26 protein-coding genes and 2 tRNA genes are annotated in these 24142 nt (G+C 36.0%); 20 read left to right on the forward strand and 8 right to left on the reverse strand.

Annotation, left to right across the window (positions count from 1 at the left end; genetic code table 11):
• The first annotated feature begins 55 nt into the window (after positions 1–55).
• On the forward strand, positions 56–1468 hold the full coding sequence (locus BK054_RS07085; RefSeq protein ID WP_071307161.1) for a glycine-rich domain-containing protein: 1413 nt from the start codon (positions 56–58) through the stop codon (positions 1466–1468).
• A 92-nt stretch (positions 1469–1560) separates the two neighbouring features.
• Positions 1561–2982 carry an Ig-like domain-containing protein gene (locus BK054_RS07090; RefSeq protein WP_006266213.1) on the forward strand — a complete coding sequence of 474 codons (1422 nt, stop codon included), beginning with the start codon at positions 1561–1563 and terminating at the stop codon, positions 2980–2982.
• A 586-nt stretch (positions 2983–3568) separates the two neighbouring features.
• Here the strand turns inward: BK054_RS07090 and BK054_RS07095 are convergent.
• The 4 genes from BK054_RS07095 to BK054_RS07110 form a co-directional block, all read right to left on the reverse strand.
• Complete coding sequence (locus tag BK054_RS07095; protein ID WP_071307162.1) at positions 3569–3841, reverse strand: hypothetical protein; 273 nt, start codon at positions 3839–3841, stop codon at positions 3569–3571.
• Between the two features lie 13 nt (positions 3842–3854).
• Positions 3855–4484, reverse strand: a complete 630-nt coding sequence (locus tag BK054_RS07100; RefSeq protein WP_083387843.1) for a hypothetical protein — start codon at positions 4482–4484, stop codon at positions 3855–3857.
• Positions 4468–5010 (reverse strand): hypothetical protein, encoded by a 543-nt coding sequence (locus tag BK054_RS07105; RefSeq protein ID WP_071307164.1) that lies wholly within the window; start codon positions 5008–5010, stop codon positions 4468–4470. The genes BK054_RS07100 and BK054_RS07105 overlap by 17 nt, the downstream gene beginning before the upstream one ends.
• Before the next feature lie 948 nt (positions 5011–5958).
• Positions 5959–6345 (reverse strand): hypothetical protein, encoded by a 387-nt coding sequence (locus BK054_RS07110; RefSeq protein ID WP_071307165.1) that lies wholly within the window; start codon positions 6343–6345, stop codon positions 5959–5961.
• A 196-nt stretch (positions 6346–6541) separates the two neighbouring features.
• On the opposite strand from BK054_RS07110, the gene BK054_RS07115 reads away from it, so the two are divergent.
• From BK054_RS07115 to BK054_RS07125, 6 genes are all read left to right on the forward strand, one after another.
• Positions 6542–6979, forward strand: a complete 438-nt coding sequence (locus BK054_RS07115) for a hypothetical protein (protein WP_071307166.1) — start codon at positions 6542–6544, stop codon at positions 6977–6979.
• Positions 6980–6984: 5 nt separating this feature from the next.
• Complete coding sequence (locus tag BK054_RS18740) at positions 6985–7116, forward strand: hypothetical protein (protein WP_255404263.1); 132 nt, start codon at positions 6985–6987, stop codon at positions 7114–7116.
• A gap of 231 nt (positions 7117–7347) precedes the next feature.
• Positions 7348–7476 (forward strand): hypothetical protein, encoded by a 129-nt coding sequence (locus BK054_RS18745; protein WP_255404265.1) that lies wholly within the window; start codon positions 7348–7350, stop codon positions 7474–7476.
• A 640-nt stretch (positions 7477–8116) separates the two neighbouring features.
• Positions 8117–8260, forward strand: a complete 144-nt coding sequence (locus BK054_RS18260) for a hypothetical protein (RefSeq protein WP_155242159.1) — start codon at positions 8117–8119, stop codon at positions 8258–8260.
• 4 nt (positions 8261–8264) lie between these two features.
• Complete coding sequence (locus BK054_RS07120) at positions 8265–9299, forward strand: virulence RhuM family protein (RefSeq protein WP_016650085.1); 1035 nt, start codon at positions 8265–8267, stop codon at positions 9297–9299.
• A 2-nt stretch (positions 9300–9301) separates the two neighbouring features.
• A complete protein-coding gene (locus tag BK054_RS07125) occupies positions 9302–9622 on the forward strand; it encodes a hypothetical protein (protein WP_051130911.1) in 321 nt (106 codons plus the stop codon).
• Between the two features lie 43 nt (positions 9623–9665).
• Here the strand turns inward: BK054_RS07125 and BK054_RS07130 are convergent, their stop codons facing one another.
• Positions 9666–11240, reverse strand: coding sequence for a hypothetical protein (locus BK054_RS07130; RefSeq protein ID WP_071307167.1), 1575 nt, complete (start codon positions 11238–11240; stop codon positions 9666–9668).
• A gap of 445 nt (positions 11241–11685) precedes the next feature.
• On the opposite strand from BK054_RS07130, the gene BK054_RS07135 reads away from it, so the two are divergent.
• From BK054_RS07135 to BK054_RS07145, 3 genes are all read left to right on the forward strand, one after another.
• On the forward strand, positions 11686–12765 hold the full coding sequence (locus BK054_RS07135) for a hypothetical protein (protein WP_071307168.1): 1080 nt from the start codon (positions 11686–11688) through the stop codon (positions 12763–12765).
• Positions 12766–13077: 312 nt separating this feature from the next.
• The gene (locus tag BK054_RS07140; protein ID WP_006257549.1) at positions 13078–13704 is read left to right on the forward strand and encodes a DUF6266 family protein; all 627 of its coding nucleotides are present in this window, start codon (positions 13078–13080) and stop codon (positions 13702–13704) included.
• 242 nt (positions 13705–13946) lie between these two features.
• Positions 13947–14414 carry a hypothetical protein gene (locus tag BK054_RS07145; protein ID WP_071307169.1) on the forward strand — a complete coding sequence of 156 codons (468 nt, stop codon included), beginning with the start codon at positions 13947–13949 and terminating at the stop codon, positions 14412–14414.
• 49 nt (positions 14415–14463) lie between these two features.
• Here BK054_RS07145 and BK054_RS07150 read toward each other — a convergent pair whose 3' ends face one another.
• A complete protein-coding gene (locus BK054_RS07150) occupies positions 14464–15045 on the reverse strand; it encodes a tRNA-(ms[2]io[6]A)-hydroxylase (RefSeq protein ID WP_006257547.1) in 582 nt (193 codons plus the stop codon).
• A 238-nt stretch (positions 15046–15283) separates the two neighbouring features.
• On the opposite strand from BK054_RS07150, the gene BK054_RS07155 reads away from it, so the two are divergent.
• The 4 genes from BK054_RS07155 to BK054_RS07170 are packed head-to-tail and all read left to right on the forward strand — an operon-like array spanning position 15284 to position 18016.
• Positions 15284–15490, forward strand: a complete 207-nt coding sequence (locus BK054_RS07155) for a type II toxin-antitoxin system Y4mF family antitoxin (protein WP_006257546.1) — start codon at positions 15284–15286, stop codon at positions 15488–15490.
• Entirely contained in the window at positions 15487–15822 is a 336-nt protein-coding gene (locus tag BK054_RS07160; RefSeq protein ID WP_025125596.1) for a HipA N-terminal domain-containing protein, read from the forward strand. Before BK054_RS07155 ends, BK054_RS07160 begins: the two co-directional genes overlap by 4 nt.
• Positions 15815–16762 (forward strand): HipA domain-containing protein, encoded by a 948-nt coding sequence (locus BK054_RS07165; protein WP_232234348.1) that lies wholly within the window; start codon positions 15815–15817, stop codon positions 16760–16762. Before BK054_RS07160 ends, BK054_RS07165 begins: the two co-directional genes overlap by 8 nt.
• Positions 16763–16765: 3 nt before the next feature.
• A complete protein-coding gene (locus BK054_RS07170) occupies positions 16766–18016 on the forward strand; it encodes a glycosyltransferase (RefSeq protein ID WP_071307170.1) in 1251 nt (416 codons plus the stop codon).
• A gap of 44 nt (positions 18017–18060) precedes the next feature.
• On the opposite strand, the gene BK054_RS07175 is transcribed toward BK054_RS07170, so the two are convergent.
• Entirely contained in the window at positions 18061–18366 is a 306-nt protein-coding gene (locus BK054_RS07175; RefSeq protein ID WP_006257542.1) for a cupin domain-containing protein, read from the reverse strand.
• Positions 18367–18492: 126 nt separating this feature from the next.
• Between BK054_RS07175 and BK054_RS07180 the strand changes: the two genes are divergently transcribed.
• Positions 18493–19416: a helix-turn-helix domain-containing protein gene (locus BK054_RS07180; protein WP_071307171.1), complete on the forward strand. Its 924-nt coding sequence runs from the start codon at positions 18493–18495 to the stop codon at positions 19414–19416.
• 266 nt (positions 19417–19682) lie between these two features.
• On the opposite strand, the gene BK054_RS07185 is transcribed toward BK054_RS07180, so the two are convergent.
• Positions 19683–21071: a dipeptidase gene (locus BK054_RS07185; RefSeq protein ID WP_071307172.1), complete on the reverse strand. Its 1389-nt coding sequence runs from the start codon at positions 21069–21071 to the stop codon at positions 19683–19685.
• Between the two features lie 132 nt (positions 21072–21203).
• Between BK054_RS07185 and BK054_RS07190 the strand changes: the two genes are divergently transcribed.
• The 4 genes from BK054_RS07190 (at position 21204) to BK054_RS07205 (ending at position 23663) form a co-directional block, all read left to right on the forward strand.
• Positions 21204–21285 (forward strand) — tRNA-Leu (locus tag BK054_RS07190).
• Between the two features lie 184 nt (positions 21286–21469).
• Positions 21470–21551: transfer RNA gene (locus BK054_RS07195), tRNA-Leu, on the forward strand.
• Positions 21552–21866: 315 nt separating this feature from the next.
• Positions 21867–22706 (forward strand): mechanosensitive ion channel family protein, encoded by an 840-nt coding sequence (locus tag BK054_RS07200; protein WP_006257539.1) that lies wholly within the window; start codon positions 21867–21869, stop codon positions 22704–22706.
• 66 nt (positions 22707–22772) lie between these two features.
• Positions 22773–23663 (forward strand): glycoside hydrolase family 25 protein, encoded by an 891-nt coding sequence (locus tag BK054_RS07205; protein ID WP_006257538.1) that lies wholly within the window; start codon positions 22773–22775, stop codon positions 23661–23663.
• The last annotated feature ends 479 nt before the right edge of the window (positions 23664–24142 follow it).

Here is a 24142-nt window from a genome sequence, read left to right on the forward strand (position 1 = left end):
TCTGATAACACATATAGAAGCCCCCAACTCTATATTACTTAAACTCGAAAAGAGAATGAATAAAGAACTTTGGGCAAAGATAGAAGCGTTCCAACTAGATAAATGGACAGATGAGTACGGGTTCGTATTGCGCTTAGCGAAAGAGAACTTATGGACTAAGCACTTTACTGAATCAGCTATACTAGAATACAAGAAGTTTATGTATCTCGCTGCCACTTCTAATCAGATGGTCTCCCCATCAGATATTGTCGATATCGTATGGCATCAGCACCTTATCTTCACACAGAGCTATAATCGCTTCTGTAAGCTGTTAGGAAAGGATATACAGCATATCCCTTCTACACATAACCGTACTGAGATAGACAAATTCAGGGAAGCAAAAGAACAGACTACCACTCTCTATACTAAAGCATTCGGAGAACAACCTAAAGAGATATGGGAGTATCGTACGATGTATGACAGCCTTCGATTAAAGAAATCTAAGCTAAGTGATAATGGACTATTAGGGATATCAGTAGTACTTGTTATAGCACTCTCTATTATTTTATTTTATCCCTTGCGTGCTATTTATCGAGAGATTAGTAGTGAAGTATTCTTACCATTCTGTATAATCATCTTTATTGGGTTATATATATTTATGGTTCGCCATTGTAAGACTAGGATTCAAGAGATTATTACAGATAGTAGTTACGAGTCATTTATCTTTAATTTACATCCGTATGAAGTGATGTATCTAAAGAATAGAGGAGTTAGTGAAGGTGTGATAGGAACATTTCACGAATTGATAGAACAGAAGAATTTAAAGCTAGAACCTAAAGGCAGAATTAGATTGATACAGAGTCGTATTGTGAAAAACCGTGAACAGGCTGCTGTACTAAAAGGTATAGAAGAAACAGATATAAGAGATTATGAGGATTTAGTGAATATGCTGAAGACTAAACCCGTCTTTATGAATAACAAGATTGTTATAGATGCACTGTTTAGTTATATCCGTAACTCAAATAAAATTAACCAATTGATTATTCAACTACTTGTTACATTAGGCGGAATGTCTTTTTTAGCCTTTATGCGTATAGTTATTGGTATTAGTAGAGATAAGCCTGTGTTTCTTATTTCTATACTGACTATCGTGATGATTATCACTACCATCTCTACTATAAGTGCAGTATCATCTAGCTTAATCGAAAAAGGTATTTTAGCCTATTATCAGTCAAGAATTATCCCTAAGAAAGCAAAAGAGAACAATTGGCAGTGGTCTTATGTAGAGGGAGGTATGGCGGCTCTAGGAGCAGCTCTAACTACCACAGTTATATTATCGAATAGTAAGCACAATAATGTATTTGATTCTAGCAATAGTTGGGGTACAGACTCTAGTAGCTCTAGTAGTAGCTCTCATAACACCTATAGTAGCGACTCAGGTAGCTCATGTGGTAGTAGCTGTGGAGGTTGCGGAGGCGGAGGAGATTAATGTGTGGTTTATTAAATGAATGTCTAAAAAATGTTTTTTTAGTCTTGAGTTTTTTATGTTAATTTACAGTTAATATAAACACCACTATTATTATGAAATTAAAGAGTATACTATTTGTAGCTTGTTCTTTATTTCTGTTTAATTGCTCTTCTAGTGATGATAACGGAGGTACACCAACTAAGCCAAGTAAAATAGAATTCAAAACAAAAGAGAAACAACTTTTAGTCAACGAAAGTTTTAATTTATTAGATGAATTAATATTAGAGAATGCAGATACTAAGACTATTCAATGGACTGGATATAATGATAAGATTGTCAACTTATCAGGTACTACGATTAAAGCAACAGCTAAAGGAGAGACTACACTTACTGCGTCTGTAAAGAACAGTGATAAGAAAGCTACCCTAAAGCTGATAGTCGCAGATGTTAAGGTCGTTTTCAAGCAAGAGAAAGTAGAAGTTCACAGAGGAAATACTATTGATCTAAACGAATTATTAACCTTAGAGAATGTGGCGAAAGATGAGCTGACTTGGACATTGGATAATAATGACTTTGCTAAAATAAAAGATGGAGTAGTAACAGGTTTTGCTAAAGGGGAAGTGAACATTACAGCGGCTGCAACTAATAAACAAGTCAAAGCTACTATTAAGGTTGTTGTTAAACCAGCTGAGATAAGCGATTTGCAAATTGTAGGGTTAGATGGAGTATTAATATTGAATAAAAAAGAACAACTAAAAGCAGTTGCCTATCCTCAAGACGCAGAGCTTACTGGATTAATATGGAGTAGTTCTAATGAGAAGATTGTTAAGATTAGTTCAACAGGACTAGCAGAGCCATTAGCATTAGGAAGTGGTGTTTTAATAAGTGTGAAGTCTCCTAATGGAAAAGAGCAAACTATTGAGGTTGAGGTTATAGAACCAGATATTACAGATATTGCTATGTTACCGAAAGAATATGATATTATATATGGTACCACTTTCGAATTAGAAGTATTAACTATTCCAAATAGAATAGAAGAAGGTATGTTAGTGTTTACTTCTAGTAATCCTTCTATTGCTACCGTAGATGAGAAAGGAGTAGTGACTACCTTTGCTAATAAAAAAGGAACTGTGACTATCACTGCTTCTAGTAAAAAAGATCCAAGTATAAATTCAAGCTCAAAGCTAAATGTAATAGCTCCTTTTGATAAAATAACAGTTTCTACTACAGTAAGAGGACTAAATTATGTAGATGGAGCAGCACATGGTCATGCTACACTAGAGATTAAAGATAATAGTATTAATGCTGGTTTTGTTTATGATAATCCTAATTGGTTTCAGATTACACGAGTACGTGTATTTAGTAAAGACGGTAAAGTAATATTTGAGAATAATGATATAGAAGATACTCGTTATGGGGCTTCTAGAAAGTACGGCTTTAAACTAGAAGGAGTATATGATCCTTATATAGAATATGACTTGAAGTTTAAAGATTATAAAGAAAGCAAGAAAGAAACATTAGTACTGAAAAAATAAATGTATTAATAATAGATAAGAGCGTGATATACTTAGTATATCACGCTTTCTTTTTTTAGTGAAATTACTACCACAGTAAGCATACCACATCCATTCAACCCCATCGTAGGGCTGTATTACATACAGCCGACAATATATAGCCACACAACGTATCACAGATTATAAACATAAATACCTCATACTGAATTAATTATTTTATAATGTTAAATAAATAATTATTTTTTGTTTAAAATGTTAAAATATATTTGAATATATGTCTATATTAGCATTTTTAAAATTATTATTGCTGTGAAAAAGAATCTTTCATTGTCTGAAAGATAGAGGTACTATTAGTTTAGACTCGTTTGATTATCGTAAGTTTGTTATCTAATGTTCATATAGTAAGTGTAAGTGATAAGATTAATTATTTGAACATTTGAAAAGCCAAAAGGATACCTCCTTTTGGCTTTTTTGTTTCTTAACGAATTCAACTTAAACTTACTATCTCTCTAACTCCACAAATGAATTGTACTATCGTCATGAAGGCAACCTGTATAGATAAGGAATGCTGATATCAACACATTGTAGTTGACATAATGTATTGTTTTTACCTACCCATGGGGTGTTCCCAGTTTATCAGTTCCCCTGTTCCCTGTTTGTCTGTTTCCTGTTTGTCTGTTTCCTGTTTGTCTGTTCCCTGTTTGTCTGTTTCCTGTTTGTCTGTTTCCTGTTTGTCTGTTTCCTGTTTGTCTGTTCCCTGTTTGTCTGTTCCCTGTTTGTCTGTTTCCTGTTTGTCTGTTCCCTGTTTGTCTGTTCCCTGTTTGTCTGTTCCCTGTTTGTCTGTTCCCTGTTTGTCGGTTCCCTGTTCCCAAATATCCATTCCCTATTTCCCATCACTTTATCACGATAACATTGAAGAGCTGTTGTAGCATCTTGCGAAAGTGTTGTCCATATCTATCCTCTATCTCAGTAGGAGAGAGTGAGGTAGTGATATGTATGCGAGGGTACGTCTGATCAAAGCGTTGCTCATAGTGACTCTCGATGATATTCGTAACTACCTCACAGGCGTACCCGTAGTGTTTTGCCACTTGTTCTTTGCCAAGGTTATCTAGACAGAATGGTTTCGCATTGATGTTTTCGTATCGCGTAGTCGTCTCGAATCCTCTCTGCATAAAATCATGAGCGAGTGAGCGACACGTCTTGATATCATACTGTTTCTTTCTAGAGAAAAAAGGTTTGACCAACTGCATCACAGCAGTCTTGCCACTACTAGGAGCCCCCATGATGAGCAATCCTTTATCTAGCGATAAATCTAATCTCTCTAGTGTAGCGTGATCTTCTATGGCATAGATAAGCACTTTGTACAGTGCATCTTTGTGAAACGGATTAATGATAAACTCTTCCCCATATAACTTTTTTCCTCTTTCGAGGATATAAGATAAGCAGGTATTAAAATCATACTGCTTCGTTCTCTCAACCAAATCGTATGTGTCTTCTAAATTAGTTTTATAGCGCTTCATCATATTTTGAAATTGTTGAATTATTTATATTTATATGTTTTTGTTTATTGTTTATAGTTTTATATATGTGTCCCACTACTAGTCCACGACTTGTCCCACTTTCGGGACAAGTGCTGACCTCCTCTAGTGCCCCACTTTCGGGACAAGTAGTGGACTGGTGCACTATACCATTTTTTGGACTAGACGTGTCAGACTTAGCCTTCTTTATTTTCTTGTGTCGCTCTATGATATCCAGAGTATAGATGATCTTCATCACAGAGTTGCTATAGCTAGACGTAGACGGTGTATAGACTATCCATCCCCAGTCCACCATCTCTTGGAGGCACTTACTGTACGTAGTCTTGCTCCCTATTTTGCTCAAGCTCATTAGTTCAGGACGGTTGATAATAAATGTTTCTGTAAAATGGTTGAGGTTCCACTGCTGGAATAAGGCGATGTATAAGCTAACATGGGTTGGTTTTACAGCAGGATTATCCTTTAGTAATTCGAACCAAAAGTTGAGATGCTTGATGTAATTGATGTTTTTCATATTGTCTTTTTTAAGTTGATAAATAGCTTTAGAATAGTATCAAATTTAAAAAAGAGAATCCATTTAAAAATATACTTTATAAACAAAGTTTCGATTACAAGGGGTTTTGGTTTTAGGTAGTTTATAAATGGTTACAATACCTTATTTAATCAGTTATAAGGCTTGTTTTACTAGAAGAAATAAAAGGATAAATACCGTTCAAAAACGGATTAATGTAACTATTCAAATATTGTCAAAAGCGAGAGAAGTGCATTTGTATTCGAAACATTGTTCTTGTTTCGTTACGTGGTTCAATAAATGGACTAGAGCTGGACTCATCTGCTCTTTTTGACCGCTTATGCTATCTTGTGCCCTAATTATAAACCCATCAAAAAAGTAAAATGTTATGAGAAGAAAACCAACGAGATTTTGTATTTACCCAAAAGATGTTATGCTTATCACGGGTAAGAGTTATTCGACGTCCCTAAGACTGCTGCGAAAGATCAAGACAGTCTACCGCAAACCTAAGGAAGCTTATGTCAGCTACACGGAGTTCTGTGAGTATACGAATCTAGATGAACAAGAGGTGCTAGAGGCGATCAGTAGGTACTAAGAGACGGCTATAGCGATGTAGAAGAGAGCCTATATCGCTATTTTTTTGTGTGATGAGGTGTAGATGGTTCAGATCAACTATTGATGAAGTAAGGAGATGGTTCGGATAGAGATTTACTATAGTTCGGTAAAACACCTTCTAATCCAAGTAATCACTGCTACTCTCCGAATAGTTTCCGAACGAGATAAAAATGAAGTCTTGCTGTGGTTTGATTATCAGTGTGTTGTTTTAGTTTCAGTCAGACATACTGAGGCAAAAAGGGATTTTAGAGTCATTATCTCCATATCGGTTTATTTATAGGTATAGCGCATCGCTCCACCTAGAGATAGAGGAGATGAGAATTAGGTAGGATTAGGCTATCCCAATGCAGGCATCATAGGAGTAGATGAGGTACATGTACAAGCAGAGGACTTCTTCTTTCTAAAAAAGTAGTTGGTTCTCGTAAATCCATCAACAACATTACTGTTGATATGAATCAACTCATATTCTTTACTGTCTAGATAGTTCATCACATCTATAACAGAATTAAAAATCATAGGTGTACCATCGTCATTCTTGAGTTGCTTATTATTCGCCTTTTGTCCATAGTCTATGTTGGCATAGTGCTTACTTGATAGAGGAGTTCCAGATACGGTTACCTCTAGATAAGTAGCCGTGATCTCTGATAGAGGTGTGTCACTGACTTTCTGGCTATAAGATATTGTACAGAATAGTGTAGCGATAAGTAGGATAAGCTTGTTCATAGTTGTGTTTGATTATGTATGTAAAGCTAAAGATAGGCTATATCGCGAATATAAATATGTGTTTGTCTTGTTAATTTAATAAGGACATACTGAGAATGTTCAATTGCGATATAATAAATAGGGGATATCACAGTTAATTAGGTATTGGTAAAAAGAAATAAAAATACAGTGCTAAATCGCACGTAACAAATTGTTTATGAAAAAGAAAATACTACTAGTGTCTACTGTACTTGCACTACTTACTACTGCTGATATCACTGCTCAAGTGAAGAAGGATAATACTCCTCCTAACCGCGATCAGACTACCAAGAGCTATAGTAAGGAGGCTACTCCTGTGCGCTCTCGCATCAGTATCGAGCAGCTATCTCGCAATCTGACCAAAGCCTTTAAGGAGAAATTTCCTACTAATGCTGTGGACTATGACCGTTCAGTTATCTTTGACTTTATGATAGAGCCTGACGGTACTGCGTCTTATATAGAAGTGGTGCGTAGTGACTTCGACAAGGTAATGGAAGTCCACCTTATCCAACTAATCGATAAAGTAACCATGAACGCCTGGGAACCTGCCTCTCTAAAAGGTAAGAAAATCCCCATGCAATACACCGTGAAGCTATACGTGATGAAAGGAAATTAGTTTTAATGAGGAATAATGTACGTCTTGTATATAAAGGTAGAGACGGATTATCATCCGTGTCACATAATGTATGTCCACATGCGTTAGACCCTGAAACTATACATGATGAACAAATGACAATGAATAATGAGGAATAATGTACGTCTTGTATATAAAGGTAGAGACGGATTATCATCCGTGTCACATAATGTATGCCCACATGTCATAGACCGTGAAGCTATACGTGATGAATAATTGACAATGAATAATTAGGAATAATGTACGTCTTGTATATCAAAGTAGAGACGGATTATCATCCGTGTCACATTATGTATGCCCACATGTCATAGACCGTGAAGCTATATGTGATGAACAATTGACAATGAATAATGAGGAATAATGTACGTCTTGTATATCAAAGTAGAGACGGATTATCATCCGTGTCACATAAGGTATGCCCACATGCCATAGACCGTGAAGCTATACGTGATGAACAATTGACAAATGATACTGAATAATGAGGAATAATGTACGTCTTGTATATCAAAGTAGAGACGGATTATCATCCGTGTCACATAATGTATGCACACATGCCATAGACAGATATTGTTTATTCCACATTGATACGCCTTGCAATATTTTGCGTCTACCGCAATGTATTGACACCTTTCTTTATCCATACCGTATGTCACCTTGACGATAGGAAAGGTCTCACATTATAATTAGGAATTTAAAATTAAGAATTAGGAGTGTGTGCCTACGGCATTTATTATTTCATCCTATAGGTATGTAGAGACACAATATTTTGCGTCTACCACAATGAATTTAGTTATGAGAGCCTATATACTTTGCTTATAGTAAAAGAAGGTTTCTTTGTAAAAGAGGACTGAATTATGGAATAAGATAGAGGAAGGTTTGCGTATAATTAAGTAACTTCGTTCTAATAAAGTTCACTTATAGAATTTCAAGTATTAAGTGAATAATATAATTGATAATTAAATTAATAGGTGTAAGATGATAAGTACAGCGCAAAGAACCGAATTGCAAAATAAGATATGGAAGATCGTTAATGAAGTGCTTGGTTTGGTGGATGGGATTTTAAGAATTTTGTATTAGGAACCTTGTGCTATCGTTTTATCAGTGAGATTTTTTAAGGAAATGAAGAATAACACTGTGTTAGAAGATGAGCACATTATAGACATCTTTGACAAGAAAGAGAATATAGATTATGTAGCTATTACGCTAGACAATGAGAAGATAAGTGTGTTTAGAAATTCTATCACTAGCGTCATAAAAAGATAGAAGTATGAGTGAGATAGTATTGTATACAACAGAAGATGGACAGACAAAGATTAATGTTCAACTGGAGAATGAAACGGTATGGTTAACACAGAAACAATTGGTAGAGCTCTATCAAGCTGCTAAGTCAACTGTAAGTGAGCATATTAAAAATATATACGCAGATGAAGAATTACTGCCAGAGGCAACTGTTCGGAAAATCCGAACAGTTCAAATAGAAGGTAGTCGTGAGGTATCACGTGAGATAGACTATTATAATCTGGAGATGATTATAGCATTAGGCTATAGAATTAATTCTAAGGTAGCAACTCGCTTTCGCCAGTGGGCTACTACCCGATTAAGGGAGTATATTGTTAAAGGATTCACTATGGACGATGATCGTCTTAAAGGCTTAGGGGGTAGCAACTACTGGAAGGAGCTGTTAGATCGCATACGCGATATTCGCTCAAGTGAAAAAGTGATGTATCGTCAGGTGTTGGATCTATATGCGACTGCTATGGACTACGATCCTAATAGCAAGGATAGTATTACTTTCTTTAAGATTGTGCAAAACAAATTACACTATGCAGCTCATGGACATACAGCCAGTGAGGTAATCTATATGCGTGTAGATAGTGATAAGCCTTATGCAGGGTTAACCACCTTTAAAGGAGATGAGCCTATACAGGCAGAAGCGCTAGTGGCGAAAAACTTTTTAGAAGAAAAGGAATTAAAAGTGCTTAATAACTTAGTTGCAGCATATTTTGATTTGGCAGAGTTAAATGCTATCGAAGAACGCGAGATGCGTATGGAAGACTACATCCGTGAGTTAGATAATATCTTGAGTTCTACAGGACGTAAAATATTGGATAATGCAGGTAAGATATCAAGTGCTACAGCGAAAGAGAAAGCAACTGCCGAATATAAAAAGTATAAGGCAAAAACACTAAGCGGGGTAGAGACCGCTTATCTAAAGACAATCTCCCAATTAGAACAACAAGCTAAAAAAGGAGATAGACTGAGTAAAATGAAGGGGACTACCAAAAAAGGAGGGCAAGCATAAGTGTGTTCAAGAAGTTGTATTGGTATAGTGATGGTCGATGGTATTATGACTCGAATTTTAAAGGGTCTATTCACAGTAATTTTATAGAAGGTAATGCTGCTGATATAGCTCGATGTAATAAATTAACTGTTTTTCCAAAGGCTTCAGGATGGTGGAAAAACCTTAAAAAGAAAAAAAGATATGACGATAGTATGCGATACTCTTTAATTATATCTATTGAAACACCTGAAGTAGATGTGGATATTTATACTCCTGTGGCTGTAGAAGTTGAAAACAAGAATATGATAGATAACCTAGCAGTAGGTAATAAGATTTTAGTATAAAAGAATAACAACAAAAAAACGAGACCACTGGTCTCGTTTTTTGTTATCGGTGTCCTAGGATGCTTTTAAGATAGGTGTTACCTTTCTCTTTAGCTTCGCGTAGTTTTATTTCTTCATCAGTGAGGATGACCTCTTCTTTTATCCATACGCGTTCGATGTACTTCTGTAGATAGACGAAGTAGTTAATCGCTTTTAGCATACGTCTGCGGGTAGATACTTCTAAGAAGAATACATCTGCATCTGGGCTGATCTCACGTTGGTAATACAGCTGTATGTACGGCTTGCCTTTTGGGTCAGGGTCTTGCTCTAGCTCATAGTGGAAGTACTCGTATTGGTTCTCTCCATTTTTGCCTTTGCCGAGGTAGTTCTGTATGGTGATACGTGGAGCATGACCTGCAGCTCTGTCCTCTAGTCTGAATCTCCACTGCTGTCCACAGTAGTATATCGTAGAGTCTTCCTTCTCATAGTATCGCTGACCTAGTCGCTGTACGACAGGGCGCTTCATGATATCGTTAAAGTTGGCTACGGTGATGATCTTCTGTTTCTTATTATAGATACCGATCATATCACTGTATTCTACTAATAGTTTCTCCCATTCGATGGTCAGTGATTCGGCTATACTGGTATTCACCATCGGTTGCCAAGTCTGATCTAGCTCTGTAGGGTATCTATAGAAGGTCTGTAAGGTGTAGTCTTTAGAGAATGGAAGTAGAGACTTTTTCTTCTCTATGGTAACTAGCATTGCGTATAAGTCTTGGTACTGGAAGTACACAGATGTAGTGTACGAGTTCCCATTCGTAAATGAGATACGCTTATACATATCTTCTTCTGCATAGTCTATGACGATCTCTTCTCCAGTAGGGATATGATCTTGATTAAAGATGCTACCACCTGCTAGCTTCATTAGGTTGTCTAGGTTCACCTCCTTATTCGCAAAAGCAAATGGGTACTTCTCATCTGCATAGGCAGGATTAGGCGTTTCTAGTAGAATGGATTGGTTCTGAGCGAATGATTGTAAAATAGCATCAGTACGCAACCAATTTGCCCAAGAATATATGGTGTCATCTAGTTCTTCTCGTTTATATAAGAATTCTGGTTTGATCAAATGGAATAGGACTGTAGGCTCTGCTACGTCTCGTTCTAAGTCATGGTTTAGCAAGAAGTCTATCTCTATGCGATCTTTCATACTGAAGCGATAGTCGTCTACACCATAGTCTGTATTGATAAACAGTCTAGCGCGTATGGTACCTCCTACGATAAGTTCTCCATGATTATAATCTCCCCAGAATACCTCTGCTACCTTTAGATTTCTTTTGACATAGATACCTTGTCCTCCTACTGCTATATTATTAGTAGTAAGGCTACCTAGTACCACTAGTCCTGTAGAAATCTCTGTATTAGCATTGAAAATTTGGGGTACAGTAAGATTGCCATTTATAAGAATAAACGGGATAAGATCATCAGTATAATGTTGGGCAGAGATGGTATCTAGGTTTAGCGGGTCTTCCCACTGCTGGTGCCCTTCGTAATATAAGATCGGCAAGTCTAGATTCTCATGCTTATACCAACAGTCCTCTGGTAATAAGTGCTTTATCTCTGCTAGAGGGATAAACTTCATAATCGGTGAATTAGTAATGTTTTATTATAACAAAAGTAAGTAATTATTGGCTCTATCGTTAGATGAAGATAGGAATTATCTTCATCATTTTCTAATGAAAGTAATGATAATAAGTACAATGATTGAAAATAGGGTTTAAAGAGTTTTTTTAGTTGTTAATTAGTTGATTAATAGTAGTTAAAATGTTTTCTTAAAGAAGAATTTGACTGCTTGTCGGTTAGAAGTAGTATGTAAAATATTTGAATAGTATAATTAATTGTTCTGATATATGTGATGAGTGTTATTATTTGTTCTCTGCTAGAGTTTTTCTTTTCGTTAAAATTCTATCAATTAGAGAGGTTTGTTTAAAAAATACGCAATTGGTATGTATCATATTTGATTTGTTTTAGTTAATAAAAAGTGAATTTTGTTAATTTGTAATTAAGATTATTTATTTAAAAAAGTTATGAAGAGAATTTTATTTTTATTTCTAGGTCTATCATTATTAGCCTCCTGTAGTAGCGATGATAATGCTGTGGTAGATGATGAAAAATTGGGTGAGTTAGTCGTAAAAATTGAACAGAAGAATTACTATGTAGGTGATAAGGTATCTATAAAGGTAGAAAGCCAAAAAGGGGAAGAAGTGAAAGGTGCTAGAATCTTCATCAATGAGACACAGGTGAATGCACTATATGAGTTTATGAAACCAGGAGATTTTAAAGTAGTAGCGAAGAATGCGGGGTATACTTCTAGCAAGGCTGTAGATATTAAAGTGAAAGCTTATGTAAACATAAATCTATCGGTAAAGGAGAGCAAGGTAATCGTAGGAAACAAAATCGTATTCGACGTATTAAATGATTCTAAAGAGACCGTAGCTGCTAAAATATACCATGTAGAGAGCGGAACAGAGATAGAGGGAACTGAATATACTCCGACAGAGATAGGTGTATACACTTTCGTAGCACGTGGGGGCGAAGGCTATAAGGAGAGTAATAAGGTCACTGTAGAGGTGTTAGCTGACACGAGTTACTTCTGGATAGGGGGTAAAAATTATGAGATTCATGAGTTAACCTTTGACGTAAGCCAGTATAAGTATAAATCTGGGGTTAAAGACAGAGTGTATCTCTTAAATGGAAAAACGATGAATGCTGTAGAAATCAATGTTTGGAATATAAATGGAGAAGCTGCTAATAACATGAGTATTACAGTTTGGATTCCAAACCCGACGATTAAGGTGAATAGTAAGAATCAAATTACTGATTTCGGTCAACGTGTTTCTTTAAGTGATTCAAGTGAATGGATCGTAAGAAGTGTGTTTTTGATGTTAGAAGGGGAAGATGCCCAATCATATGAAGTGAATGCAAATCGATTGACTGATATTACATTAAAAACGAAAGGATTAGTAATACCAAATAATGGGGTTGGTGCTGGAAAGAAAGGTGTTGAGAGTCAAGGGGTATTTGATTTTAAAGCCTTCGGCGATAAGGAGATGAAGTTATTATTTAATGGATATTTTACTACAACAGAAGCTGTTAAGAAATTCTAAGAGAGTAACGTTATAGAAAGAAGAATTGTTTACATTTTTTTTAAAGGGAAGAAGAGCCTTACTGTTTTATACTAGTAAGGCTTTTCTGTATCTACTAGTTTAGGTGTAGATCTGATGTAAGAAGTGGCGTATAGTGTCCCACTATATGCGACCATAAGTGACTAGAATAGGTCATGTGTGGTTAAAAAAGTCATGATTTAAAATAAAGTTTTTGATATGAAATAGATTTGTATCAGAAGATTAAGCGATAGAGTAGCTACTGAGTAATAATCTGATATCATAATTAATAACCATTTTAAAAAATTAGAAATCATGGCAGAAATTAAAAAAGGAATTTTAGGAGGAGTACAAGGAAAAGTAGGTACTGTAGTAGGGGTAAACTGGAGAGGTAAAAACATTATCCGAAGCTTGCCAAAAAAGAGTGGTAAACCTGCAACGGAAGGACAGTTAAAACAACGTGCAAAGTTTAAACTAGTAGCAGAGTTCTTATCTCCGTTGAATCAATTGACAGGGAAGTACTTCGGAGAGTATCAAGGGGCTAAGTCTAGAACCAACTTAGCGATGTCTTATCAGTTATTAGAAACGGTAATAGAGAAAGATGGTGACTTAGCAATAGACTACGCTAAGGTAGTGATCACTAAAGGGGTATTGCCTGTGCCTATCGTAAGCGATGTGAAGATAGAGAATGCTAAACTTACTGTGAATTGGAAGTCTGATGTGGGAATAGGATTGGCAAAGGAGAAAGATGATATGGTCTTCGTGGTGTATAATCAAGATGCTAACCAGTTTTACGTGATAGAGAATCAGGCTAATCGTAAGGCAGGGACTATCTCTGCTAATATCCCTGCTGAGTGGGCTAAGAATAACTCAGTGTGGCTAATCATAGTAGATGAAGCTAAAAAGTATAGCAGTACAAGTGCTTTCTTAAGTGTAGTGTAGGCTGTGTGAGGATAAATAAAGAAGAGCCTGGGGATAACTCAGGCTTTCTTTATCTTTGCATATATGCTGTGTTTTCATAAAAAGAAAATAGTTCTTTTCATATTTGAGTTCTTTTTAGAACGTTAGTCATTATTAATTTTCTTTTTGTATTTCAAAATATTTAGTGCAAAAGGGAATATACTATTTTAGTCGTTATATTAGTGTATAATTGATTTGATGTTTTCTAAAAATATAGAATTCTTATGCTGAGTAAATTAAGTATTGTTTTAGGAGTTTGCCTTATGACTGTAGTAGGCTGGGGGCAGCGTAGTTATTCTGATTATAAGCCTATATTTAATGTAGGATATAATCAAGGGACACATAGCATGATTCAGCTAGGAGTGGAGTATGATGTATTGAGTTCTAATGAGAGATGGCTCTTCATAGGTGGTGGTGTATTGGCTACTCCTTATCACAAGGAATGGCATTGGTTGCCGTATGTGGATGTTACAAAGAGTAATGGACTATTGTTCTACGGGGCAAAAGCCTCTACCAAACATGTACAGCCACAAGTAGGGATATCATTATTGAATCTGATGGATATAGGACTGGGATACGGTATCCCCTTTAATGAGGATAGGATACCTGTAATAAAAGGCTTTAATCTGAATATCAAAATACGCCTTAGTGGGAATGATAGTGTATATCCAAAGTTGAAAATGGGGTTCTAGATATTGTAAAAGTAAAGAGCCTCAGTTTATTAGCTGAAGCTCTTTACTATTATCCGTGTATGTGTTCTTTGTTTCCGTAAGATTGGATTAGTTCTCCTTCGAACTCAAGCCATTCTTTCCAACGTTTGTCTACATCTACTTTCTCTGTGTATTTCTTAGCGAACTTTAAGAATGTAGTATAGTGATTTGCCTCTGATACCATCAGTTCATGATAGAACTTCGCTAGTTCTTCATCTTTGATGTTTTGAGATAGTGTTCTAAAACGTTCACAACTTCTCGCTTCTATCATCGCAGCGAATAATAGTTTATCAATGAAGCACTCATTACGGCTACCGTCTTTCTTAGAGAATTTGTACAGTTGACCTACATAGTCATCTTTGCGTTCTCTGCCTAGTGTGTATCCACGTTCTTTAATGATGTTGTGTACCATCTGGAAGTGTTGCATCTCTTCGATAGCAATCTCCGTCATCGCAGTCACTAAGTCTTCGTGCTCTGAGTTATACGTAATCAGTGTGATGGCATTCGTAGCCGCTTTTTGTTCACACCAGCAGTGATCTGTTAATATCTCTTCTAAGTTAGACTCAGCGATATCTGCCCATCGAGGGTCTGTTAATAGTTTTAATCCAAGCATAATTCCTTTTCGTTTTATGCAAAAATAGCAATTATTAGATAGTAACATACTGTATTATTGGATTATCCTATCACTATAAGAGAGTTGCTTTTATCTATATTATATGTTATTGCATATAAAATGATGTTTTAGAGGTATATTATATGTAATTGCATATAGTTTTGTATATTTGTGTATAATTATATGTTATTGCATATAATATGAGTTAAGATTTTCATTGTATTTAATTCTGGAGTATATGAGCACATCATTAGGAGAGTTTGTTAAAGAACACCGCAAAAGGGTTGGTTTAACACAAGAGCAGTTAGCTGATAAGGCTGGAGTTGCATTGACTGTTATTAGAAAGATAGAGCAAGGGAAAGATAATTTAAGCTTAGCTAAGGTAAATGAAGTACTTATCATGTTTGGACATACTCTAGGGCCTATAAATACTAAGGAATTATGAGAAGGGCATTAGTTAAGTATGATTCTGTTAATGCAGGAGTATTAACGGAGACTGATCAGGGAGAATATGTATTCGAATATCTAGCAGAGTATATAGAGAAGTATGGGCAGCAGTTCATCACCTTTCAGATGCCTGTTCGTAAACAAGTTTATAGAAGTAATCGATTATTTCCTTTTTTTGATGGGTTAATACCTGAAGGATGGCTATTAAACATTGCTACTGAAAGTTGGAAAATACAGAGTAATGATCGTATGGGGCTTTTATTAGCATGTTGTCAAAATTGTATTGGTGCCGTAAGTGTACATCCTATAATAAATGAAGAAGATGAGTAGATGTTTATATTGTTATGAAGTACTTAGTGATGAAACTCAACAAGAATATCACGATACCTGTGCTAAACACTTTTTTGGAACTGTAGTAGCTCCTGTTTTGTCTTACGAGATGAGTGAAATAGCACAATTAGCTAAAAATGTTGTAGAGCGATCTGTGACCGTTCCTGGTGTACAACCAAAATTATCAATGGGTGTTGTAGAAAAAAACATAGGTGATGGACAGTCAGGAAGAATGACTATTTTGGATGCATTAGAGGGACTCTACATATTAAAACCACAGAACGAAAACTATATACAGATGCCTGAGAATGAACATCTGTCTATGCGTTTGGCAGAGTTGTTTGATATCAACGTAGTGCCTTCTAGCTTAATTAGCATGGCATCAGGAGAGTTGTGTTATATAACAAAAAGAGTTGACAGAACTACAAATAGCAAAAAAATGCACATGATAGATTTCTTGCAGATTCTAGAATTAGAAGATAAGTATCTTGGTACAATGGAGCAAGTGGGTAAGGAGATAGGAGAGTTGTCATCTTATACAGCATTAGATAAACTGCGTTTCTTTGAGTTGGCTGTTTTTAATTTTATTATAGGGAACAATGATATGCACTTAAAGAATTTTTCTATGTTATGTATAGATAATGTGTGGGGATTATCACCTGCGTATGATTTACTAAATGTTAAAATAGTTCTGCCTAAAGATAAGGATGACTTTGCTTTAAACTTAGGAGGTAAAAAGAAGAATCAAAATAGAGCATACTTTGAACGCTTTGCAGAAGTATTGAAGTTGAATAAAAAACAGGTAAACAATGTGTTTTCTAGAATAGAAGAATGGAATAAAAAAGCAGTGGAGCTTATCAATAAATCGTTCTTATCAGAGGATTTAAAGAAAGATTATCTTCTTACAATACATACACAGATAGAAAGGCTTAAGCAATAGTTTATGAAACACAATTTATCCGGAAAGAAAATATTAGTTATAGGACCTGTATGGCCAGAGTCTAAATCCTCTGCAGCGGGGAAGCGCATGCTTCAGCTGCTGCAATGTTTTAAAGATTGGGGGATGCAGATCTACTTCGGGAGTACAGCGAAAAAGTCTGAGGTGAGTGATGATTTGTCTTGTTATGGGGTGACTGAAGTAGAGCTGTGGTTAAATGATGCGCGTACAGATGAGGTATTAGCTGATCTGATGCCTGATGTAGTGATGTATGACCGCTTTATGATAGAGGAGCAGTTCGGATGGCGTGTGACAGAACAATGTCCTGATGCGATGACGATATTAGATACGGAAGACTTACACTTCCTTCGATTTGGTCGTCAGGAGATGCAGAAAAAAGGAGGAGAGGATATAGAAGAATATTTATACAGTGAACGTACTAAACGTGAACTGGCTAGTATACTGAGATGTGATTTGACTTTGATTATTTCAGAATATGAGTATAAGTTATTGGTAGAGAAGTTTCATATATTACCGAATGCGCTGTTGTTTATCCCTTTTATGGAAGAAGAGGTTACATCAGAGGATATTGGTAATTGGAAACGATATGAGGAGAGAGAGGACTTTGTGTTTATAGGGAACTTTATTCACGAGCCGAATTGGCAAACTGTTTTGAAGCTAAAGACGGTAATATGGCCGCTGTTGCGCAAGAAGTTACCACAGACAAGAATGCATATTTATGGAGCTTACCCTTCTCCTAAAGTGATACAACTACACAATGAGCGCGAGAAGTTCTTAGTACACGGTAGAGCAGATGATGCCCTAGAGGTCATTAGTGATGCTAGAGTAATGTTAGCTCCTATACCATTTGGAGCAGGTATTAAAGGGAAGTTTATTGATGCTATGAGAGTGGGTACACCTTCTGTGTCTTCGTCTGTAGGTGGAGAGGCAATGCGTGGGGAATATGAATGGAACGGTTTTATCACAGATGATGTAGAAGAATTCGTAGATAGAGCAGTAGAGCTTTATACAACAGAATCTTTATGGAAAGAGAAGCAAGAATATGGTGTGAAGCTTATCAAGGCGAATTATGATAGTAAGTATTATGGAGACTTATTTTATAGGACTGTCAATACGATGTTTAGCAATTTAAAAGAGACGCGTAGAGCCAATTTTATAAGTGAAGTACTAAGACATCACAGTGTACAGAGTAGTAAATTCTTTGGGATGTGGATACAAGAGAAAACGAGTAGATAGCGTGCCACGGACTATAAAAATCCGCGACAACAACTCGCTATCTACTACATTCTATTAGGTTCAAAAAGCATCAGAGTAACTTCTTCTTTTCCCACAGGTTTATTTTCTACTCCCTTTGGGACAATAATGCATTCGTTAGGATGAAGAGTGATGACTTTATCTCTAAAGTGAAGTTCTAGGATTCCATCTACTACCATAAATAGTTTGTCTTCATGGTCATGTGAATGCCATTCAAACTCTCCTTGTAGCTTAATTAAATTGATGGTGTGATCATTGATATTTCCTAAGTTCTTTAGTTGCCAAAAGTCTTTTAAAGAATCTGATTCTTGAGCTAAGTTTATTTTATTCATTTGAGTCTATTTTAGAAGTATTATCTTTGTTATTTAGAATTAGTAAAAACAACTAAGCAAAGCTAAAGAGGTATACATCTGGTTTTTGCAGTATGATGTTCGTTTTTTGCAATAATAAGATCGTGTATGAGAGTAGGATTAGGATTTGATGACTATAGAAGTGGAGAAGGGTATGTACAGCTGCATAGACAATTGTGTACAGAAGACTTGGATCTACACTTTTATCAAAGTACTCAACAGACTGCGAGTAAGACGTATGTGTATAAGGAACAGCCTTATATACAGCTCCATTATGAGCTGGATAAGGGATATACGGAGTACAAGGCACGATATCAACAGAAGTCTTCTATCTATACAGAAGTAGGGAAGTGTACCTTATTTTATCTGCCTGTACTAGATGGTTATCTATATGATCCTGTATGTGATAGTGCTATAAGCTGTGAGATCGAAATAGGAGAAAATTGGTTAATCCACAACTTGAAAGAGGAGTCTAAGGAGAGTTATCAATTCTTAAAAAATATGTCTCTCAGTGAAATCGCCGTATTAGGAGACGATAGTTTCACAATTACTACTGAGATGAAACAGCTCATTTATGAAATCAATAAGTGTCCTTATACGGGTATGGTAAAAGATTTGTTTATCGAGGGTAAAGTAATGTTACTTCTGGCATTACAGTTAAATCAGGTGCAATCTGATGTAAACCAAAAACACGCTCAGCGCATACATGCTCAAGATATAAGTAGATTATATGACCTAAAGACGCTCTTAGAGCAAGAGAGTCATCTAAAACATACCATAGAAGAATTAGCGATGCGCATAGGAATGAATCGTACGAAGCTGCAAGCAGGGTTTAAGCAGTGCTTTGGGATGACTATTCACGAGTATGTATTAGAGATGAGAATGAATGAGGCATATCGTTTATTAACGTCTTTCTCTAAGGGGACCTATAGTATAGAGGAAGTAGCTAGATCAGTTGGCTATAAGAACTATGCACACTTCTCTATGATGTTTAAAAAGAAGTTCGGTGTATCGCCTAGTAGTTTTATATAATTCCCCTAAAAAGACATTAATATAACATAAACTAATGGAACACAGAAGACGTTGTTAGGGTACTCGTTATTGTATTTTTTATGCCCTTATCGCATAGTTATCGGATAGTGATTACATAGAGGTCGCATATTTTAGGGTGTTTTTAATGCGATCAGTATGCGATTGTGACTCTATTGTTTCTCTACTAGTAGAATGAAGGGGAAGAAAAAAGGCATAAAAAAAGCGAGTAATTTCTTACTCGCTCTAGTATTATAGTTAATGATGGATTACTTCATCATTTCAGTATAGTATTTGTAGAACAATGGAATAGTCTCAATACCTTTTAGGTAGTTGAATACTCCGAAGTGTTCGTTAGGAGAGTGGATCGCATCAGTGTCTAATCCGAATCCCATCATTACTGATTTAGAACCTAATTCTTCTTCGAATAACGCTACGATAGGAATACTTCCTCCTGAACGTACTGGAATAGGTGTTACTCCGAATGTATCTGTGTATGCTTTAGAAGCAGCTTGGTATCCAATAGAGTCGATAGGAGTCACATATCCTTGTCCTCCGTGATGAGGTTTTACTTCTACGCGTACTCCTGCAGGAGCGATGCTTTCGAAGTGTTTTTTGAATAGTTCCGTGATTTCTTCCCAGTCTTGGTTTGGTACAAGACGCATAGAGATTTTAGCAAAAGCTTTACTAGCGATAACTGTTTTAGCACCTTCGCCTGTATAACCTCCCCAAATACCATTCACATCTAATGTAGGACGGATAGAGTTACGCTCATTCGTCGTATAACCTGCTTCTCCGTATACATCGTCAATATCAAGTTTTTGTTTGTAGTCTTCTAAAGAGAATGGACGTTTAGCCATTTCGTCTCTTTCTTCACGAGATAATTCTTCTACTTTATCATAGAATCCTGGTACTGTGATATGGTTGTTCTCATCGTGAAGAGAAGCAATCATCTTCGTCAATACGTTAATAGGGTTCGCTACAGCTCCTCCGTATAATCCTGAGTGTAAGTCTCTGTTAGGTCCAGTTACTTCTACTTCTACATAGCTCAATCCTCTTAATCCTGTCGTGATAGAAGGTTGCTCATTAGAGATCATTCCTGTATCAGAGATTAAGATAACGTCATTTTTAAGTTTCTCTTGGTTTCTTTTTACGAACCATCCTAAACTTACAGAACCAACTTCTTCTTCTCCTTCGATCATGAACTTCACGTTACATGGTAATGCATCGTTTGCAATCATGTATTCGAACGCTTTTACGTGCATATACATTTGCCCTTTATCGTCACAAGCTCCACGAGCGAAGATTGCTCCTTCTGGGTGTAGATCTGTTGTTTTGATTACAGGTTCGAATGGAGGAGAAGTCCATAACTCAATAGGATCAGCAGGTTGCACATCATAGTGTCCATAAACTAATACTGTAGGAAGAGCTGGATCGATGATTTTCTCACCATAAACGATAGGATAACCAGGTGTTTCGCATAATTCTACTATATCACATCCTGCTTTTTCTAAACTTTCTTTTACTGCTTCAGCAGTGTTGATTACATCTTGAGAATAAGCGCTATCAGCACTGATAGACGGCTTTTTTAATAGTTCAATTAGCTCATCTAAAAGACGTTGCTTGTTTTCTTGAACAAATTGTTTTGAATCTTTCATAATATAAAAGGATACATTGATTTTGTTACTCACAAAGCTAAGAATAAAAAAATACAATTTTTTTCTTGCAGATAAAAAAACCTGTTGTATATTTGCAACGTCTTAAAGGAACATGATGTTCCGCTAGATTTCGCGGGTATGGTGAAATTGGTAGACACGCCAGACTTAGGATCTGGTGCCGCAAGGTGTGAAGGTTCGAGTCCTTTTACCCGCACAAAAAGCCTCTTCATTTGAAGAGGCTTTTTTTATGGAATTATTTTAGGAATCATTTATTTTTAAAAGTCTCTGTATAAGAGTTTTAAAAATAAATGATTTTTTTATTATTTAAGATTTGTTTTTAAGCAAAAAAATCTATTATATTTGCCACGTCTTAAAGGAACAGGATGTTCCACTGATTCGCGGGTATGGTGAAATTGGTAGACACGCCAGACTTAGGATCTGGTGCCGCAAGGTGTGAAGGTTCGAGTCCTTTTACCCGCACAGAAAAGCCTCTTCAAACGAAGAGGCTTTTTTATTGGTGTAAAGTTGTGGCTTAATTAATTTTTTTGTGGCAATACAATAATCAAACACTATATAGGTAGTGTGAGAGTTTACACAATTATTTTGTATAGACCTACTCGTATTCGTTTTAGCTTTTAGAGAATATGTTTCTTGATATTATCATTGATTAGAAATTATGTATCATCTTTTTTTGTAAATTTCATTCTTTAAATATTGAATTTAGACGAATGGTGTGACTTTTGTGTGAAGTGGAGTCTAAATTATAATGTCTAAGGATTAATCAAGGAAAAAGGAATGGAATTAAAAAATTTGCTGGCAACTGTATTAGAGTTTGAGTTATATACGAGTAAGTCTATCAGTATTACGATAGGTACCTTATTATTCATCGCATTCACGCTTATGATTACTAATGTAGGGGTGAGGCTGTTGAAAAAAGCATTTATACGTATGGCTACTCCTGATGTAGCGGCTAGGCTAGGGAGTGTTTTTAATTTTATTAATTACTTTATTTACCTGATTATGATTTTCTTTATCCTGAATGTAGTAGGGATAAATATCAGTATGTTTTTGACTACTTCAGCCGCTCTATTTGTTGGTTTAGGATTTGCACTACAAGATATCTTTAGAGATTTGATAGCAGGTATTTACATCTTGTTTGACAAGACATTGAACGTTGGTGATGTGGTAGAGATCAGAGGTGAGGTGGCTCGTGTGAAGGTCATTAACCTTAGATGTACTATCGCTGAGACACGTAATAGAAAAGATATCGTGATTCCGAATAGAAAACTGATAGACGATATTATGAATAACTGGACGCATGAGGATCCTGTGATACGTGCCAGGATTAATGTAGGTGCGTTTATAGGGACGGATGTAGAGTTAGTCAAATCGGTGCTATTATCATGTGTAGAGGATAATGATGAGGTGCTAAAAACACCTAAACCTATAGTGTTTATAGATGAGTTCGGAGAATCTTCTATCCGTTTTATCTTGTATTATTTTATAGATAACGCTTTTGATAACGATCGCATCGGTAGTGAGATCCGCTTTGAGATAGACAAGAAATTTAAGGCGAATAATATAGAACTACCTGTGCCTGTACTCAAATTAAAACAAGGTGCTGAGTCTGTGTAAAAGTTATAGCTTCTAGAAGTATTCAATATCAATAAAAGGATTAATTTTGCTTTTTTCTAAAGAGAGATGGCTTCTAATAAAACTAATTCAAATCCTATGTCTGCTGTGGGGGCTAGACCAAAGAGAAAACCTCCAACAAAACGAAAACCTTCTAGAAAGAAGAGTACTAAATCATCTACATGGACTACTGTGAAGTGGGTGGTCATCATCGTGGTATTAGTGGGAATAGGTATTTGGTTTGGGTTACATTTTAGAGAGGGAATACGCTATTTCTTTAGCTCTGATGACAAGTCAGAAGGCAAGTCTATCTATGATGTGCGTACTGTAGAGGTGTTGAATAGACATGATAGTATGCTAGTCGGCTTCGATGTGTCCCATTATCAAGGGGTGATCGATTGGAAGGTGGTGGATTCTGTAGCTGGTAAAGCTTCTCTTGACTTTGTGTTTATTAGAGCGACTATGGGTAAAGATGGCAAGGACAAGGCTTTTCATCTAAACTGGAAAGGTGCTAGAGCAAATCACTTTATTAGAGGGGCATATCACTATTATCGTCCTGATGAAAATTCGACAGAGCAAGCAGAAAACTTTATCAAACTAGTGAAAATATCTGAAGGAGACTTTCCTCCTGTATTAGATATAGAGGATATGCCTAAAGAGCAGTCTATGGAGAACCTTAGAAAAGGACTGCAGAACTGGATCAAGCTAGTGGAAGCGCATTACAAAGTAAAACCGATCTTGTACTCGGGAGAGAATTACTATACACATCATCTTAAGGAATGGTTTCCTGATCATGTGTTATGGATCGCTAATTACAATTTCTTTGTTGAAGAAATAAAGCCTGACTGGCATTTCTGGCAATTTACAGAGAAAGGTGTTATCAATGGAATAGATGGTAAGGTGGACTTAAATATCTATAATGGAAATAAGGCAGATATACGAGAGTTACTCGTGCCTTAAAGTGCTTTTAATTCCAAATCCGCATTAGTCAAATACTGCAAAGCAATTCTACTTCATAGCTCCTTTATTAGTTCTAAAATCATACTAATGTATGCTTGTGTCACTAATTCAGACCTATTTTGTATAATAACTTTTCGTTTATATGTCTATCGCGTATTTTGGGTTTAATCTTCTAGATAGGGTATACAGTGTCCCACTTTCTGCTACCATATACACTCATTATCGTCATAATAGGGCGTTATAAGCAATATTGAAAAGAACATAAATAAGGTTATTTACTTTTGTGCTGTATCTGATTTAGATTGGATACACTGTAAGTAATGACTTATAGTATGTTCTTTGACATTGTGTATAATCCTAGAATCAGCGTTAGTTAAACCCAGATTAAGCATTAGTCAAATACTGCAAAGCAATTCTACTTCATATCTCTTTCATTAGCTCTAAAACCATACTATAGTATGCTTTTATCTCTAATTCAG

The sequence above is a fragment of the Myroides sp. ZB35 genome (genome assembly GCF_001865835.1).
In the GTDB taxonomy this organism is placed as follows: Bacteria; Bacteroidota; Bacteroidia; order Flavobacteriales; family Flavobacteriaceae; genus Flavobacterium; species Flavobacterium odoratimimum.

What these genes read in the sequence shown, in the direction of transcription:
- BK054_RS07085 (WP_071307161.1), top strand. Translation starts at nt 56, where the DNA reads ATGAATAAAGAACTTTGGGCAAAGATAGAAGCGTTCCAACTAGATAAA.
- BK054_RS07090 (WP_006266213.1), top strand. Translation starts at nt 1,561, where the DNA reads ATGAAATTAAAGAGTATACTATTTGTAGCTTGTTCTTTATTTCTGTTT.
- BK054_RS07095 (WP_071307162.1), bottom strand. Translation starts at nt 3,841, where the DNA reads ATGGATATTTGGGAACAGGGAACCGACAAACAGGGAACAGACAAACAG.
- BK054_RS07100 (WP_083387843.1), bottom strand. Translation starts at nt 4,484, where the DNA reads ATGATGAAGCGCTATAAAACTAATTTAGAAGACACATACGATTTGGTT.
- BK054_RS07105 (WP_071307164.1), bottom strand. Translation starts at nt 5,010, where the DNA reads ATGAAAAACATCAATTACATCAAGCATCTCAACTTTTGGTTCGAATTA.
- BK054_RS07110 (WP_071307165.1), bottom strand. Translation starts at nt 6,345, where the DNA reads ATGAACAAGCTTATCCTACTTATCGCTACACTATTCTGTACAATATCT.
- BK054_RS07115 (WP_071307166.1), top strand. Translation starts at nt 6,542, where the DNA reads ATGAAAAAGAAAATACTACTAGTGTCTACTGTACTTGCACTACTTACT.
- BK054_RS18740 (WP_255404263.1), top strand. Translation starts at nt 6,985, where the DNA reads ATGAGGAATAATGTACGTCTTGTATATAAAGGTAGAGACGGATTATCA.
- BK054_RS18745 (WP_255404265.1), top strand. Translation starts at nt 7,348, where the DNA reads ATGAGGAATAATGTACGTCTTGTATATCAAAGTAGAGACGGATTATCA.
- BK054_RS18260 (WP_155242159.1), top strand. Translation starts at nt 8,117, where the DNA reads ATGAAGAATAACACTGTGTTAGAAGATGAGCACATTATAGACATCTTT.
- BK054_RS07120 (WP_016650085.1), top strand. Translation starts at nt 8,265, where the DNA reads ATGAGTGAGATAGTATTGTATACAACAGAAGATGGACAGACAAAGATT.
- BK054_RS07130 (WP_071307167.1), bottom strand. Translation starts at nt 11,240, where the DNA reads ATGAAGTTTATCCCTCTAGCAGAGATAAAGCACTTATTACCAGAGGAC.
- BK054_RS07135 (WP_071307168.1), top strand. Translation starts at nt 11,686, where the DNA reads ATGAAGAGAATTTTATTTTTATTTCTAGGTCTATCATTATTAGCCTCC.
- BK054_RS07140 (WP_006257549.1), top strand. Translation starts at nt 13,078, where the DNA reads ATGGCAGAAATTAAAAAAGGAATTTTAGGAGGAGTACAAGGAAAAGTA.
- BK054_RS07145 (WP_071307169.1), top strand. Translation starts at nt 13,947, where the DNA reads ATGCTGAGTAAATTAAGTATTGTTTTAGGAGTTTGCCTTATGACTGTA.
- BK054_RS07150 (WP_006257547.1), bottom strand. Translation starts at nt 15,045, where the DNA reads ATGCTTGGATTAAAACTATTAACAGACCCTCGATGGGCAGATATCGCT.
- BK054_RS07155 (WP_006257546.1), top strand. Translation starts at nt 15,284, where the DNA reads ATGAGCACATCATTAGGAGAGTTTGTTAAAGAACACCGCAAAAGGGTT.
- BK054_RS07160 (WP_025125596.1), top strand. Translation starts at nt 15,487, where the DNA reads ATGAGAAGGGCATTAGTTAAGTATGATTCTGTTAATGCAGGAGTATTA.
- BK054_RS07165 (WP_232234348.1), top strand. Translation starts at nt 15,815, where the DNA reads ATGAGTAGATGTTTATATTGTTATGAAGTACTTAGTGATGAAACTCAA.
- BK054_RS07170 (WP_071307170.1), top strand. Translation starts at nt 16,766, where the DNA reads ATGAAACACAATTTATCCGGAAAGAAAATATTAGTTATAGGACCTGTA.
- BK054_RS07175 (WP_006257542.1), bottom strand. Translation starts at nt 18,366, where the DNA reads ATGAATAAAATAAACTTAGCTCAAGAATCAGATTCTTTAAAAGACTTT.
- BK054_RS07180 (WP_071307171.1), top strand. Translation starts at nt 18,493, where the DNA reads ATGAGAGTAGGATTAGGATTTGATGACTATAGAAGTGGAGAAGGGTAT.
- BK054_RS07185 (WP_071307172.1), bottom strand. Translation starts at nt 21,071, where the DNA reads ATGAAAGATTCAAAACAATTTGTTCAAGAAAACAAGCAACGTCTTTTA.
- BK054_RS07200 (WP_006257539.1), top strand. Translation starts at nt 21,867, where the DNA reads ATGGAATTAAAAAATTTGCTGGCAACTGTATTAGAGTTTGAGTTATAT.
- BK054_RS07205 (WP_006257538.1), top strand. Translation starts at nt 22,773, where the DNA reads ATGGCTTCTAATAAAACTAATTCAAATCCTATGTCTGCTGTGGGGGCT.